Below are 16,125 nucleotides of genomic sequence, written 5' to 3' on the forward strand. Positions count from 1 at the left end.
TTCAGCGACGAAGTCGCCTGACTGCCGTCGCAGCGACGTCCCGCACGTCCGGGTCGGGGTCGTTCTCCGCCACTTCGCGGAGGTCGGCGGGGGAAACCGCGTTCGCGGTTCGAAGCGTCCGAACCGCGTTCGCGCGGATGAGCGGGTTCTCGTCGGTGAGGAGCGTCCGGAGGGGTCCGCTCGCTCGTTCGACCGCCTCAGGGTGATACTCCGCGAGATACGAGAGGAACGCGACGCCCAGTCCGCGAACATCCGGGTCGGGGTCGTCGAGGAAGAGCGCGAGTTCGTCCGCGTCGCCAACGACGGCGTCCGCGAACGCTTCCGGATACTCGTCGGTGAGTTCGGCGAGCGCCGACGCGGCCTTCCACGGAACTGGGTGTTCCGGGTCGCTGACGAGCAGTTCGACCAGTTTTCCCAACTGCGGACGGACGGCGGGAGTCCGCTCCTCGGCGACGACGGCGAACACCTCGCACGCCGTCGCCCGTACGTCGGCGTTTCGGTCGTCCAGCAACGGCCCGAAGTGGGCGACCGCCTCCACCGCCGTTTCCGGTCGCTCCGTCGCCACGTTGCGTAGCGTCCGTGCTGCGGCGAACCTGACGACGTCGTTCTCCGCCCTCGCGTGGCCGAACTCCCGTCCGGAGGGGTTCGGTTCCCGTCCGGGGATGTGCGGTTCCCGTTCGACGGGTTCCGTTTCCGCTTCGAGGAGGCGAAGCAACGCCGAAAATCCGGGTTCGACATCGATTGGAAATCGCCGTGAGAGCGCGAGAACGGCGAACACCGCCTGCTCGCGCCCCAACTCCACCGGTGATTCGAGCATCGGGAGCAACGGTTCGACCGTCTCCCGGAACGGTTCCGGGTCGTCGTCGGCGAGGTGAGCGACGGTTCGTGCCGCCCCAGCGCGGACGTCCTCATCCCCGTCGGCGATGGAGTCACGAAGTTCCGAGGCGACCGACGCGGCGACGGTCGGACGGGCCGCGACCACGACCGCGTACGCTTCGGCGGCGACCGTCCGTGCCTCCGGAGTGCCACGAACCATGACTTCGACTAACTCCGCTACCGAGACCGCGTGAGGGTCGCTCCTCGTGGTTTCGAGGAGCGAATCCGCGCGGGCCCAGTCGGGTTTTTCCGAAGAGGTCATTCAATGATCTATCCCAAACGTCGTCGCCACTTAACTGTATCCCGCCCGCCGACGGTCGTTCGAAATGTCCAACTTCGCGATGTCCAGCACCGAGAGTTCGGTTGGTCGTAACGACCGCGTCGGTTTCGTGGCTCCACCGATTTCACGACGGTGTCGGTCACGAGGTCGGACGGAGGCGTGTCACGAAGACGGTTTCCTCGCCCGCCTCGAACTCGCATCGCGGGGCGAGGCAGTTGCGTGCGGCGTAGCTCCGCTTCCAAATCCGTTTGTATTCGGTCGTCGGGAAGTCGTTGTAACTCTCCTCGTAGACCGGCGGGTACGACGGTTGGACGACCGTCGTCGAGCAGTTCGTGGCCGAAACGTCGACCGCTAGCTCCCCCGGTGGGTTATGACTCACGACGTTGCCGAGCGAGCGGAGTTGGTTCGTTCGGAGGCGGTAGGTGCCGTCCGACAGTTCGTCGATGGTCTCGGCGTGGAACAGCGGTCCGCCGCAGTAGCCGTCCTCGCGCGCTCGGACCCTGTCGACGAGCGTCACCTCCCCGGCGTCGTCGAGCAGCAGTTCACGGGTCACCCGGACGGGCATCCCGTGGAACCGCTCGAACGTCACCCGACAGTGAGCCGTCTCCCCGCCCGTCCGGAGTTCCTCGATGGAGCCACGACAGTTTCCGTCGCCGGAGAGTATTCGCTCCGGGTCGTCCTCCGGATACCGGCCCCAGTCGCTCGGTTGAACGTAGAACGCGTTGTGGTACAACAGTTCGCGTTGGAGGTAGCCGTTCGTGCCGAGGAGGACGGAGGAATCACGGCTGAGGACCTGGATGGCGCTCGCGTCCGCGTGGTCGTGGACGAGTTCCGGGCCGACCGAAAGCAGGAGGTAGGTGTGTTCGTCCGAGCCTGGCTCTCCCCCGGTGAGCGCGACCTGTCCGTCCACCATTCGACGGTCGGGGAGCAACCGCGTATCCGCGTCGTTCAGGACGTAGCCGTAGGGAAGCCGCCGAATGCGACCCGCCGGTTCGGGGCGGCCCCGCGAATCGACGGTCGAATCGTGCCACAGCGCCGCGAGGCTCAGCCATGCCAGTTCGTGCAGGTGATTCTTGAAGATGAGTCGGCCGTTGTAAACCGACTCCTCCGCCGGTAGGTCCCCGACCGTGTCGAGAAATCGCTCGAAGACGTGGGTCCGAAAGTACGAGAAGACGTCCGCCGCGGCGTCCTGAAAGCGACCGTCGGAACGGTCGCGCGCGACCCGTTCGAAGAGCGCGATCCATTTGCACTGATGTTGGTGATACCCCGTGTCGCCGTACGGGGTCACGATGCCGCCGGGCGTGATCACCTTCAGGTTTCGTTCCAGCATGTTGACCACGCTGGGGGTTCCGTAGAACGCGTCCGTCCGTCCCCTGATGTCCGCCCACGCCGAAAGGAAGGTCTCGGCGAACCCCTCGTAGTTCGACGCCTGTTCGTGGAACTCCCGACGGTCCCACCACGCGTCCCACACGGCGTCCGTCCGTCTCCCGTAGTCGTGTTTCGCGCCCTCCTCCGGAAAGAGGTGACACGCGTAATCCGCGTAGAAACAGGCACCGATGGCGTGGTTGCTCACTTGGTCCCACGATTCGATTTCCTCGCGGTCGCCGACGTATCGGTCCAGCGAATCCTCGGCTTCCGCGGCCCATTCGGCACCGAACGTCGCGCGCTCGTCCGGCGACAGTTCGTCGGCGAGCAGTTCGTACGCCGTCCCGCAGAGGATGGACGCGAAGTGGTCCCCCTGTCCGAAATCGAGCAGATGCTCCGCTGCTCTGTCGCGGTACTCCTCCGTCCCGGTCAGTTCGTAGAGGACGGCGTAGATGAGCGCGAAGTCCTGAACGATTCGGTGACGACCACCCCATTCGTCGTCCCGGTACTCGCCGTCCCAGTACTCGGACAGTTCCGGCCGACGGAGGGTGGCCAGCCCTGACTCGATAACGGCTTGGTACTCCCGTTTGCTGACGACCATTCGTTCCATGGTTGTCGGTTACCGCTAATAAACCTCGGTGTCCGTTAGCTGGGAAACAACCGCGCGAGCGACGTCCGAGTTGTTTACTAATACCAAACGTAGATCCTCGTCGATATCGGCCGACTCACGGTGTCCGTCGGTCCGAAGCGTCACCACATCGAGCGGTTTGAGCCGTGCTGAAGCCGTTTCCCCCTCCCAAACAGCCGTCGGAAATTTGGGTAAACCGTCCGCGAGTACTGCGAAATCTATTACATCACTATGACTGTAATCGTGATTGAGCCAACAGGGATGGAACGACCGTCCGAAGGAGTTCGTCCGTCCGCGCGTTTGGAAAGGCCAAACGGCGGTTACGTTGTCACGTGGTTTTCCCGGAAAAGGAGCCTCGGTACGCGTTGAAACCGGCGGGACCGTCGCGGGCGATGACGTGGAGTGGATCCTCCCTCGAACCGAGGTGTCGGTCCGCCCACGACAGCCGTCGTCGGTCGAGGTCGGAGACGAGTTCCGGACGGTCCTTCGCCCGGTCGTCCTGCTCCCACGGGTCCGCGACCATGTCGTACAGTTGGTAGTCGGGGACGGACTCGCCCCACATCCCCGGATGATACGTCCTGATGAGCTTCCACCGTTCGGTTCGAATCGTCCGCTGTGCGGTGTACAGTCCGTGGTCGAAGACGACGTGCGACCGCCAATCGGCGTCCGGGTCCCGAAGGAGCGGAACGAGCGATTCGCCCTGCCACCGGGACGGCGGTTCGATACCTGCAAACGCCGCGAGCGTCGGTGCCATATCGACGTTGGTCACCAACTGCTCCCTCGCGCCGGGTTCCGCGGCGGACGAGGCGGGCGGTTTGACGAGGAGCGGGACGCGTTGGGTCCCGTCGTGAGTACTCCAATGTTCGCGGTACAGCCCGTGTTCCCCGAACTCCTCGCCGTGATCGGCCGTTAACACGATGAGCGTCTCGTCGTACAACCCCTCGGCTTTGAGATGCTCGATGATGCGACCGATGTGTCGGTCCGCGTAGCGGATTTCGGCGCGGTATTGAGCGAGTTCTTCGGCGAGGTCGTCCCTGCTTTCGACCTCCATGTGTGGAGCCGACCGCCACGCGTCCCACGTTCGGTGCTCGGCTATCTGCTCCGCGGTCGGGTACGGCGGCAGTGAACACCCACGGAACTCCTCTATCTCCGATTCCGACCGGTTGTACGGGCCGTGCGGGTCCCAGAACTGCGCGTAGAGGAAGAACTCCTCGGCGTCGAGGTTGTCGATAAAATCGATGGCTTCGTCCGCAACCGTCTCCGCACGCGGCGTCTGGAAATACTCACCCTCCCCGTCCGGTTCCTGTGGCTGTCGAAACTCGTGCCACACGTGGTAAAACCACGGCGCGGGGTGTCTCGGGAACGACGATATCCCTCCCGTGATGATCCGATTTTGAAAGAACAGTTCCGGCAGGTGCCACCAGTCGTGTTCGTTTTCGGTGCTCTCGGCCCAACTCCCCGCCCAGTCGGTCCAGTGTCGCGGATTGTGTACCTGCTGGGAGTGTCTCCCGTGCGTCTCCACGCCGTTGTGGATACCGTATCGGCCGGTCATCAGCGCGGCGCGGGACGGCATACAGGGCGAGTTCGCGACGTAGGCGGCATCGAAGCGAACCGAATCTGCGGCGAGCGCGTCGATGTTCGGCGTCGTCGGCGCGGACTGGCCGTAGGCACCGACGTGGTCGGCGCGGAGCGAATCGACGTCCAGATACAGGATTCGTACCATTTCGTTCGACCGTTCGCAGGTCGTGCAACTATACTTTTCCCCGATTCGACGGCGGTCCGCGTCGGCCCGTTGCACGCACATCCGAATACAAAATAGCAGGGAATACGGGAGGAAATTATATCCCCACTCCGTGTGAAACTTCTCACATGCCCGACCGGCCGAACGTTCTGTTCATCATGACGGATCAACACCGAGGCGATGCGCTCGGAATCGATCCGAACTGTCCGCGCGACGAAGACGGCTTTCCGCTCGTACACACGCCGAACCTTAACCGGTTCGTCGAGCGAGGGGCGCTCTTCTCCCGCGCATACACGCCCGCCCCCTCCTCGATACCCGCTCGCCGGTGTCTCTGGACCGGACAGACGCCCGCGACGAACGGGTGTACGAACTGGACGACCGCCGAGTGGTCGTTCCCGCACACGCTCCCCGGAGAACTCTCGAAAGCCGGGTATCAGACCCGACTGACGGGAAAGACCCATTCGCTCCCCCCTCGCAATCATTTCGGGTTCGAGCATATCGTCCTCCACGCGGGGCTCAACGGGTTGGACGACGACTATTCGGAGTGGCTTGCCGAGCGGAGCGACGGCGACTTCGATGAAATTTCCCACGGGTGCGGGAGAAATTCGTGGGACCCCCGCCCGTCACATCTCCCGGAGCACCTCCACCCGACGAACTGGACGACGAACCGCGCGCTCGAATTCTTCGAGAAACGCGACCCGACGCGACCGTTCTTCCACGCCGTCTCGTACGTCCGACCGCACCAACCGTTCGACCCGCCACAGACGTACTGGGACCAGTACATCGACCGGGAGATTCCGGCACCCGCCGTGGGCGACTGGGCGGAGGAAACGTACCGCCAACACGTCCCCGACGTTCCGGCGACCGACGCGTGGTGTGCCGACCTGTCACCGACCACGATTCACCGGGCGCGCGCCGGATACTACGCTTCCATCACCCACATCGACCACCAGATCAACCGACTGCTCGGCAAACTACGGACGACCGGGGAGTTGGATAACACGGTCGTCGTCTTCACCGCCGACCACGGGGAGATGCTGGGCGACCACCTGCTCTGGCGGAAGACGTACGCCTACGAGGGGTCCGCTCGGGTGCCGCTGCTCGTTCGGTTTCCGGAGGGGATGGAACCGCCGACGGACGAGCGAATCGATGACCCCGTCGGCCTCGAAGACATCATGCCGACCGTTCTCGACCTCGCGGGTGCACCGATTCCGGAGACGGTCGAAGGGCGGAGTCTCCTCCCACTCATCGAGGGGAGTTCGGAGTGGCGCGAGTGCTATCACGGCGAACACGGCCCGATATACCACGACGAGAACGCGATGCAGTACGTGGTCACCGACGAGCACAAATATATCTGGAACTCCGTGACGGGGGAGGAGTTGCTGTTCGACCTGGCGGAGGACCCCGACGAAATCTCGGACGAATCGACCAACCCGGCGTACGAAGGAACGCTCTCGTCGCTTCGTAACCGTCTCATCGAGCAGTTGGAGGACCATCCGTTCGACTACACCGACGGCGAGCAATTGACTCCACGGGCGGTCGACCGGCCGCCGGTATAGCTGTCGACGAACGGTGTAGCTGTTGACTCAATTCGTCGATTTCGGCGCTGTAATCCTCTCTCACAACTATTCACAACATGGATCGTCGAAATATTTATCATCTATTACGTTAGATAATAACACGCAATGGAGAGAGAACACGATCTCTCGGACGACCAGCGGCAGCGCTGGTCACCCGAGAGCATAGCTGACGGCGTATCGACATCCTTCGAACTGGAACGACGGGACTTCCTCAAGGTCGCGAGTGCGAGTGCCGTGCTCTCCGCGCTTGGGACGGGGGCCGCCGCATCGAGCACCGACGCGTCCAACGCGAAGACGCGCCCCACTATCTGGACGACCGAAGATCGACAGAACGCGAGGGAGAACATTCAGCAGTACGATTGGGCGAAATCCCAGCGTGACGATGCCGTTGTGACCGCCGACGAGTTTCTCGACAGGTTCGATACGCTCGACGAATTGTGGCACTTCATCCCGGCACAGACGGTGCCGCGGTCCTCGTTTCTCAGTCCGGACTACCACTGGGACAACCCGTTCTACGACAGTTGGGACCAGTACGACGACCCGTGGAAGATAACCGACGGCGAGTACGTGTTCCCGACGAACGACTTCGCGTCGTATCGCCGGAGCGGCCTGGACGACAAGGGGATGTTCGATCCGGAACTGGCCGACGATCAGTACCTCGTCAACGAGGAACACCCCGAGATGGGCGAAGGCTGGGGCGTCGACGACGGATACGGGTGGCAGGACACGAACGACGACCTCGGCGAGGGAGAGGGTGCGTGGTGGGACTTCGTCGCGTACTACAACCACTGGGGCGTCTGGCGACCCGGCGGCGTCGTTCGCATGATGCGAGCATTCACCGACGCGTTCCTCCTCACGGGCGACCAGAAGTACTCGCGTCCCTGTGCGATCCTGCTCGACCGCATCGCGGACGTGTACCCGGACATGGACGTCTCGGCGTACTGTGACCCGCGAGCGGGCGGTCACTACCACAACAACACCGGCGGCCGCCAGACCGGGAAGATAATCGGTTCCCACTGGGAACCCAATCTCATCCGCCCCGTGATGCGGGCGTACGACGCCATCTTCCCGGGCATGGAGGGAGACCAACAGTTGGTGGACTTCCTCCAGGGGAAAGTCGAGGAGTTTCCAGGACTGGAGACGAAGGACAGCGTCGGGAAAATCCGGAAGAACATCGAGGACGGCCTGCTCAGGGAGATCCTTCCGGCCGCAAAGCAATCCCAACTCGCCCCCGCCCGTGGACAGTTGCCCGCGGTCACCATCTCGGCGCGGATACTCGACGAGCCGAACGGCTACACGCGGGATGCGCTCCACTGGGTGTTCCAACCCGGTCGGGAGATATTCACGGGCGACGTCTGGTACAAGGAGCCGGAGAAGTGGGCGACGACGGGCGGGAACGTCATGGCAAAACTCGTCGACACGGAGGGGCGCGACGGCTATTTCGACGAATCGTCCCCGCTGTACAATCCCATCGCGCAAGCGGCGGTGCTCGACATCGGCGACCTCCTGCGTGGCTACGACGGGTTCGACGGGGCGGACCTCTACGAGCACGTCAAATTCCACCGTATCATGCACACGCACATCCCGCTCATCATGCTGGATAAACACACGCCGCTGATCGGGGACGCGCATCCGAACCGGTTGTACCTGGACGAGAACTCGAAACGAAACGCCTTCGAGGTGTACGGCGAGGACATCTTCGGACAGACGCTTCACTTCATCAACGGCTTCTCGACGGAAGGGCTTCGCGGCGACATCTTCTCCGAGGATCCCACGCAACTTCGCGAGGACGTCGAAGCGATCATCGCGGCGGACGGGCCGCTGGACCTGGGAAGCACCATTCAGCCGTCCTACGGGTTTACGGCACTGCGCGACGGGAAGAATTACAAGGCCCTGAACGACGGCGGGACGAAGTATCGCTTCCTCTCGCTGGAGGTCATCGAGCGTTCGACCGGCGTCTGGCGGCCGTCCGAGGTCGATGCGCTCTCACTCGAATCCAAGGACGCGTTCGGGGAAAACACCCTCCAACTGGAAGCGAACGAGCCCGGTCAGCACATCACGTTCGCGTTCGAGATAACCGACGCGGGCACGTATCATTTCACCCTTCGCCCGTTCGAATCGTCCGTCTACGGGATTTACGACATCGAAATCGACGGAACGGTGGTCGATACCTACGACTTCTACGACGAGACGACCGGTGCGAAGGGTGACTTCGTCGCGCTGGACGGTAGCGCCGAACTCTCCGAGGGAACGCACGAAATCACCTTCCGGAACGTCGGCAAGAACGACGACGCGTCGAACTACAAGATGGGTATCATCCAGTTCGAAACCTATGACCGCGACGACTGGTACCGGCGACAGAACGCGGTCGAGAAGGGCAACGCCAAACGCGGTATTTGGACGTACTACGGCCGAACAGGGGACTACGGCAATCACACCCACCGCGACACGCTGAACCTCGGCGTGATGGCGTACGAACTCGACCTCGCACCCGACAACGGCTACCCGACCCTCACGGGGAGCTGGCCGCGGCGGCGCTACTGGCACAAGAACACCATCGCCCACAACACGGTCATGGTGGACGAACGTCGGCAGGAGGGACAGCGCGTCGCCGTCCCGAAGCACTTCGACGACACCGACATGGTTCAGTTGTCGGAGGTGGCCGCGCCGCAGGTGTATCCCCAAACGGACGACTATCGCCGCACCACCGCGATGATCCACGTCGACGACGTGAACTCCTACGGCGTCGACTTCTTCCACATCGACGGCGGCGACGACCACCGCTTCAGTTTCCACGGCTGGGTCGGTGACGTGGCCACGGGCGGGTTGAACCTCGTGGAACAGGACGGCGGCACGTACGCCGGACCCGACGTTCCGAAGCCCGAGAACGTGGCGAATCCCGACTCCCAGTACAACCAGGAGGTTGGCAACGGGTTCAACTACCTCGACAACGTCGCTCGCGACGACGACCCGTCGACTCACGCCAGCATCGACTGGGATATCGAGGACTACTGGGGAACCCGGGACGACGACGCCGACATCCACCTCCGGTTGACGATGCTCGGTGACCACGACGAAATCGCCGTCATGGACGGCCACCCGCCGGATACGGACAACCAACCGGACACCATCAAGTACGTCATCGCTCGACGTACCGGAACCGACATCGAGAGCACGTTCACGTCCGTGGTCGAACCGTACATGAGCGATCGATTCATCGAGTCGACGGAAGCGGTTCCGATAACCACGGATGGCGACGGTGCCGCCGCCCGCGCGGTCAAGGTCGAACTGACGAACGGGCGAACGGACTACGTCGCCTACGGAGGCGACTCCGACCGAACGTACGACGTCGGAGACGTGTTCTCGTTCGAGGGGTTCTTCGCCGTCTACAGCGAGCGGGACGGGGAACCCGTCCACGCGTACCTCAACGACGGACGGTCGCTCACCCCGATGGGAGCGAACTTACCGCTCATCGACGCGTCCCACGGCCAGTTCACCGGGACCGTCGAGGACTTCACCCGCGAAATGACGATCCAGAACGAACTCGACGTCACCGTCGACGAACACGTCAGCGACATCGACCGGGCGCAAGGCGGTCAGATATACGTCCAAACGGACGGGTTAGTCAACGGCGTCTACCCTGTTCACGGGACCTCGAAGTCAGGAAACCACACGACCGTCGATGTCGGCGAGCGGACGACGATAGAGTCGTTCACGAATCCCGACCAACTCGACGATGGGGGATACGAATACTACCTCTCCGAGGGCGACGAGTTCTACATCCCGCTCAGTAACACGTGGAAACTGCTGTTCGCCAGCATCGATCCCAGTTCCACGACTGCAACGGTCGGCGAACGTCTCGAATTCGACGCCGACGATACGACGGGCAACGACCGTTGGGTCGAGTCGCTGGAGTGGGACTTCGGCGACGGAACGTCGGCGACGGGGTGGTGGAACGACCATCGGTACGATGACCGCGGCGAATACACCGTCGAACTGACCGCGACGGCCAACGACGGACGGACGACTACCGACGAGATCACGATTTCCGTCTCCGACCTCAGCGAACCGATCGCACGGATTCAGCCGAGTACGACCGAACCGTCGACCGGTGAAGACGTCGAGTTCTTCGCCAAGGACACGACGAGTAACGACCGTTGGATCGAGTCGCTGGAGTGGGACTTCGGCGACGGAACGTCGGCGACGGGATGGTGGACGGAACATCAGTACGGCGGGACGGGCGAACACACCGTGGTGCTGACCGCCACCGACAACACCGGCCACTCGACGACCGACGAGGTGACTATCACGGTCGGATGAGCGATGTGATCCGGGACGACGGTGCGGATACCGAAGTCGGAGACGGTCGTCTTCGAGTCCCGAACGACGGTCCGGATCACCGAACGGAACCGCGCATGACGCTCGGATTCACCTTCCACAGGGACGTACGGTCGGTGTTTGGTAATACGGAACGGAGACCGCCGAACGTGACCGAGAGAAAGGCAGCACCTAGCGGACGGGGAGAAATCGATCGAAGCACGCTTTGACTCGGTAGTCGGGTAGTCGAGAGAGGTGTTCAGCGGAGGATAGACGTTTTTTCTGCAGCGTGAGCGGGTGAGAGACGGCTCTGCGTAACGGGGCTTACGGTCGAACGACGCGCTCGGATATTCGTACTGATGGAGTCTGCTCCGATATCGTCGGAGAGTACTCCCCCACCCGAATGCAAAATACCTCCCGTGATACTGTAGAGATGTTGATCTTGTTTTGTTCTTTGGGTCTTTTCCCCTGATAATTGAATTCGATCGGCACTCGTGTCGGATTCCAACCGGAGTGAGGAGGGTACGTATCTGGTAGTATCGTATCGAGGCGGAAAGGGAAACCAGCGTACTGCTTACGTGTGGATACTCATCAAAGAACGTATTTTTTCTACCCGTCCGCGGACTTTGGCTGTGGAGAGACGGTGACCACCCTATCGTATGACTGCGTGATAGTTCGAAGCGAGAACACCAATCGGAACAGGGGCGAATAGTGTTATATGGCTGATACCGTTTCCAAAGACGACTTCTGTTCATACTTTGTCTTCGATATAATCGGAAATATGATGGCACTGAAGTGCTCGGACGAGCATCTAACGGCCACTGATCGTACACCCACGTCGACGGTCGTACCCTTCAAGATCAAAAAACGGCTCGCTCAATCCCTCAATGGTGGTGATCTTACTCGGTAAGGAAACAGCATAGACGATTCGATAAACCGTCAAGTCCGCCAGCAAATCACACGTCACAGAGATATATAACAATTTTAATACACGATATATCTATTGGGAATTGGCCGTTGTGTTTTATAATTGATGGGAATTTTTATGTAGGGGTTGATGCTATCAATTACCATGCCTGGTGTAAATCGCAGGCAGATTATCAAGACCGTCGGTACAGCGAGTATCGCCGGGTTAGCAGGCTGTAGTTCGAACGGAAGTTCCGGGAATAACGAGGGTGGTGGTAAGCAAACCATCACGTACCGTGACCGCGAGGACCCCTTCACCTCGATGGCGAAGGCGTACAACAGTTCTCAAAGCAAGGTCCACGTCAACCCCAGTATCAAACCCGAGAAGTCGAAATATCGGTCGTTGATCGCCCAGATCACGGCCGGTAATGCGCCGCAAGTCATCGGACTCGACGTCGTCTATCTCCCGCGGTTCGTCCAACTCGGGGCACTCGCAGACCTCACGTCGTACTACAACAAGAAGAGTTACACCGACGAGATATTCCAGCCGTTGACCCGCGATTTCATCCGCTGGAACGACAAGGTGTATGCGATGCCGTACTGGATCGACTGCAGTCTCTACCTGTACAACAAGCAACATTACAAGAAGGCCGGACTCGACCCCGAAAAGCCCCCGGAAACGTGGGATGAGTTCCTCAACGCCTGTAAAAAGCTCAAAGCGGCAGGCTACACGCCACTCTCGAACACGCTCGGCATGCTGGGTCTCGAGATATTCTTTTTCATGCCGTTCGTCTGGGCCGGTGGCGGAAAGCTGTTCAACGATGAGATGAGCAAGAGCCTCATCGACCAACAACCCGCCGTAGACGCGCTGAAGTTCTTCAAAAAGCTGCAGGACAAGGGCTACACGACCGACCAGACTCAGAACGAACACTTCACCTATCCGCCCTTCGAGAGCGGCAAGGCGTCGATGGCGTTCTCGGGTGCTGGCGTCGGGGAAATCAAAGATCAGTCCCCCGACGTGTACAAGAATATGGGAACGGCGATGTTTCCGAAGCCCGAGGGCGGGCAACATTCGAGTTTCCTCGGAGGAGACTGCGTCGTCATCACGAAACAGACCAAACAGAACCAGGGGGCGTTCGACGCCTCCGAGAAATTCGTCGACTGGATCCACAGCGAAGACGGCATGAACACGATGGCCAGTTCGACCGGCTATCTCCCGTCACTGAAGTCGGGGTTCGACGGCGAGTACATCACACAGCACAAATCCCTGTACGAACCGTACAAGAAAGCCCTGGAGAACGGTCACGCGCCGCCGATGCATCCGAAGCTGATTCAGATGCAACAGCCGCTCAACGACGCGCTCGTCCGTGCTCTGCAGGGCAAACAATCCCCCGAGAAGGCGCTGTCGCAGGCGGCCGACTCGATAACGAAGGTGCTTCAATCGTCCCAATGACCCGAATCAGTCTTCGGCAGGAGGTGTTCACACGGTGAGCCTACGCGAGGAAAGCGATCGCTCGGTATCGTTCGGTCGTCGTGTCGCCACGATCGACTGGCGACCCTACGTGTACTTACTGCCAGCACTGGTGTTGTACATCGTCTTTCTCATCTATCCGTTGGCCGAGACGTTCATCTTGAGCTTCCAGCACGTCAGAATCCTCGGTGGTGCGCACACGTGGGTGGGATTGCAGAACTACTCCGCGGTGCTGTCCGATCCGCTGTTCTGGAAGTCGGCGGTCAACACCCTGGTCTTCAGCGTTGGAATGGTACTGATACCGCTCGTTCTCGGCCTCTTTTTCGCCATGCTCATCGATACCGGGATCGAGTACAGCGGATTGTTCCGATTGGTGTTGTTCTTGCCGGTCGTCATCCCTATCGTCGTCGCCGGGATGACCTTCGGTTGGCTACTCGGGTCGAGCGGTCTGGTCAACGGGATTCTGGTCTCGACCGGCATCGTGGCACAGCCAGTGCGGTTTCTGAACTCCTCGACGTTCGCGCTTCCGAGCGTGATGTTCATGGTGATCTGGAAACGCACCGGCTACTACATGGTCATTCTACTGGCCGGGTTACAAGCCATTCCGGACGACGTGTACGAAGCGGCGATGATCATGGGCAAATCGCGGTGGAAGATGTTCCGACACATCACGCTTCCCCTGCTCAAGCCCGCCGTCCTCGTCACGCTCGTCATCGGTATCGTCGACTCGGTGAAAGCGTTCGGACAGGTGTACGTGATGACTGGGGGCGGCCCGTCACACGCGAGCGAAATCCTCTCGACGTACTTCTACAAGATCGCGTTCAGCTACTTCCAGTTCGGAAAGGGAGCGGCCTTCGGGTTCGTCCTGTTCGCGATCGCGCTCGTTCTTTCGATGATCGTCATCCGACTATCGGGAGGGACGGAGATATGAGCGTCATCGACCGTCTCATCGAGGAGGACGTCGAAAGCACGAGTGCGGAACACGTCGGTGCCCCTATCCGGCGGCGTGTCGCGACGTTCGTCGTCCTCGCAGCCGGTTCGGTGGCGATTCTCGTTCCGCTCTACTGGATGGTCGCAACGTCGTTGAAACCGGCCAAGGAGGTGGGACGGTTCCCTCCGAGCATCGTTCCAATCCACTTTACCATCGCGCCGTACGTCGAAGCGCTTCAACAGGGTATGTGGGGAACGTGGCTCTTCAACACCGCGATAATCAGCGCCGGAACGACCATCCTGACGCTCGCCATCGCGATTCCAGCGGCGTATTCGCTCGCTCGCAAGGACTTTCCGGGGGCGAAACCGTTGTACGTGATGTTCCTCGGCATCCTGATGGTCCCGGCACAGATTCTGCTCATACCCCTGTACGTACTGTTCGTCAAGCTTCACCTCGTGAACACGCGAATCGGACTGATGCTCGCCTACGCCACGTTCTTCCTCGGGTTCTCGGTGTTCCTGTTGCACAGTTTCTTCACGAACCTTCCGAAGAACCTCGAAGACGCCGCACGCATCGGTGGCATCAGCGAGTGGAAGATATTCCTTCGAGTCATCCTTCCCCTCGCAAAGCCTGGCCTCGCCACGACGGGTGTGTTCCTGTTCGTGTTCACGTGGAACGAGTTCCTCTTTGCCCTCACCTTCCTGCAAGGGAAATCGCTGTACACCATCAGCGTCGGGCTACAGACGTTCCAGGGCAATCACGGATCGGTCGTGTACAACCAACTGTTCGCGATGAGCACGCTCTCGACGATTCCGGTCATCCTCGTTTTCGCGTTCTTCTCGGAGCAGTTCATTCAAGGAATCGCAGGATTGGAGATGCAATGATATGAAAGTCGAAATTCGAAACCTCACGAAACAGTTCGGCGACATGGTCGCCGTTGACGACGTTTCGTTCACAGTCGAAGATGGAGAGTTCGTCACGCTCGTCGGCCCGAGTGGGTGCGGGAAGACGACGACGCTACGATGTATCGCCGGTCTCGAACGTCCCACGAGCGGACGGATACTGTTCGGCGGCGAGGACGTAACCGAACAGACGCCACAGGAGCGCGACATCGCATTCGTGTTCCAAGACTACGCGTTGTACCCTCACATGACGGTACGGCGGAACATGACCTTCGCGCTCGAAGACGCCGGACTTTCCTCGGACGAGATTCGACGCAAGGTCGAAGATACCGCCGAGATGCTGGGAATCGAGGAGCAACTCGAAAAGAAACCCTCGTCGCTGTCGGGCGGACAACAACAGCGCGTCGCGCTCGGTCGAAGTATCGTCCGCGATCCGGACATCTTTCTGCTCGACGAACCGCTCGCGAACCTCGACGCGAAACTGCGCGTTCAGATGCGGACGGAGCTTCAGGAGCTCCACCAGCGACTCGACACCACGACGGTATACGTCACGCACGACCAGGAAGAAGCCATGACGATGTCCGATCGTATCGCCATCCTCAACGACGGAGAACTGCAGCAGATATCCTCGCCCGCGGAGGCCTACACCCGTCCACGCAACGAGTTCGTGGGGAATTTCATCGGTAGTCCGTCGATGAACCTTCTTCCCTGCAATCACTCGAACGGTCTCCTCTCGACCGCGACGTTCACGCTCGAAGCACCCGACGAGATGGACGAGGGTGCGAGTATCGCCACCCTCGGCATACGCCCCGAAGACGTCCGACTCGTCGACATCGGAACCGGTCACGTAGACGCCACCGTTCAGGTGTTCGAGCAGGTCGGTGCGTTCAACATCGTCTACCTGGATATCGACGGAGTCGACGGGGAGTTCGTCACCCAGGTACCGCGGTCCCAGCAGTTGAGTCCCGGTCGAACCGTCGGCGTCTCGCTAGACGGAAAACAGCTACACGTCTTCGACACCGACGGGAGTGCGGCGTACAATCCAAAACTGTACACCGAAGCACCGACGGAAGGAATCCAGTAGGTGCGCCCGATATCGGTTGACCCCTTCGACGTCGATGAACGGAA

The 16,125-nt window shown here is 60.9% G+C and carries 9 protein-coding genes; 6 read left to right on the plus strand and 3 right to left on the minus strand.

Features of this window, described 5'->3' with window-relative positions; genetic code table 11:
• Nucleotide 1: 1 nt before the first annotated feature.
• The 3 genes from NKF26_RS14290 to NKF26_RS14300 form a co-directional block, all read right to left on the minus strand.
• Nucleotides 2–1,138 (minus strand): HEAT repeat domain-containing protein, encoded by a 1,137-nt coding sequence (locus tag NKF26_RS14290; RefSeq protein WP_253234488.1) that lies wholly within the window; start codon nt 1,136–1,138, stop codon nt 2–4.
• 157 nt (nt 1,139–1,295) lie between these two features.
• Nucleotides 1,296–3,122, minus strand: a complete 1,827-nt coding sequence (locus NKF26_RS14295) for a hypothetical protein (RefSeq protein ID WP_253225755.1) — start codon at nt 3,120–3,122, stop codon at nt 1,296–1,298.
• A gap of 355 nt (nt 3,123–3,477) precedes the next feature.
• Complete coding sequence (locus tag NKF26_RS14300; RefSeq protein ID WP_253234489.1) at nt 3,478–4,872, minus strand: sulfatase; 1,395 nt, start codon at nt 4,870–4,872, stop codon at nt 3,478–3,480.
• 146 nt (nt 4,873–5,018) lie between these two features.
• On the opposite strand from NKF26_RS14300, the gene NKF26_RS14305 reads away from it, so the two are divergent.
• From NKF26_RS14305 to NKF26_RS14330, 6 genes are all read left to right on the plus strand, one after another.
• Entirely contained in the window at nt 5,019–6,449 is a 1,431-nt protein-coding gene (locus NKF26_RS14305; protein ID WP_253234490.1) for an arylsulfatase, read from the plus strand.
• Nucleotides 6,450–6,575: 126 nt separating this feature from the next.
• Nucleotides 6,576–10,790 carry a PKD domain-containing protein gene (locus NKF26_RS14310; RefSeq protein ID WP_253234491.1) on the plus strand — a complete coding sequence of 1,405 codons (4,215 nt, stop codon included), beginning with the start codon at nt 6,576–6,578 and terminating at the stop codon, nt 10,788–10,790.
• 1,069 nt (nt 10,791–11,859) lie between these two features.
• A complete protein-coding gene (locus NKF26_RS14315) occupies nt 11,860–13,146 on the plus strand; it encodes an ABC transporter substrate-binding protein (RefSeq protein ID WP_253234492.1) in 1,287 nt (428 codons plus the stop codon).
• Between the two features lie 34 nt (nt 13,147–13,180).
• Complete coding sequence (locus NKF26_RS14320) at nt 13,181–14,095, plus strand: ABC transporter permease subunit (RefSeq protein WP_253225760.1); 915 nt, start codon at nt 13,181–13,183, stop codon at nt 14,093–14,095.
• Nucleotides 14,092–14,979, plus strand: a complete 888-nt coding sequence (locus NKF26_RS14325) for a carbohydrate ABC transporter permease (protein WP_253225761.1) — start codon at nt 14,092–14,094, stop codon at nt 14,977–14,979. The genes NKF26_RS14320 and NKF26_RS14325 overlap by 4 nt, the downstream gene beginning before the upstream one ends.
• 1 nt (nt 14,980) lies before the next feature.
• On the plus strand, nt 14,981–16,081 hold the full coding sequence (locus NKF26_RS14330) for an ABC transporter ATP-binding protein (protein WP_253225762.1): 1,101 nt from the start codon (nt 14,981–14,983) through the stop codon (nt 16,079–16,081).
• Nucleotides 16,082–16,125: the final 44 nt, after the last annotated feature.

It is taken from the genome of Haladaptatus sp. AB618 (assembly GCF_024136965.1).
Classification (GTDB): domain Archaea; phylum Halobacteriota; class Halobacteria; order Halobacteriales; family Haladaptataceae; genus Haladaptatus.

Coding starts and splice junctions, on each gene's coding strand:
- NKF26_RS14290 (WP_253234488.1), bottom strand. CDS start 1,138: ATGACCTCTTCGGAAAAACCCGACTGGGCCCGCGCGGATTCGCTCCTC.
- NKF26_RS14295 (WP_253225755.1), bottom strand. CDS start 3,122: ATGGTCGTCAGCAAACGGGAGTACCAAGCCGTTATCGAGTCAGGGCTG.
- NKF26_RS14300 (WP_253234489.1), bottom strand. CDS start 4,872: ATGGTACGAATCCTGTATCTGGACGTCGATTCGCTCCGCGCCGACCAC.
- NKF26_RS14305 (WP_253234490.1), top strand. CDS start 5,019: ATGCCCGACCGGCCGAACGTTCTGTTCATCATGACGGATCAACACCGA.
- NKF26_RS14310 (WP_253234491.1), top strand. CDS start 6,576: ATGGAGAGAGAACACGATCTCTCGGACGACCAGCGGCAGCGCTGGTCA.
- NKF26_RS14315 (WP_253234492.1), top strand. CDS start 11,860: ATGCCTGGTGTAAATCGCAGGCAGATTATCAAGACCGTCGGTACAGCG.
- NKF26_RS14325 (WP_253225761.1), top strand. CDS start 14,092: ATGAGCGTCATCGACCGTCTCATCGAGGAGGACGTCGAAAGCACGAGT.
- NKF26_RS14330 (WP_253225762.1), top strand. CDS start 14,981: ATGAAAGTCGAAATTCGAAACCTCACGAAACAGTTCGGCGACATGGTC.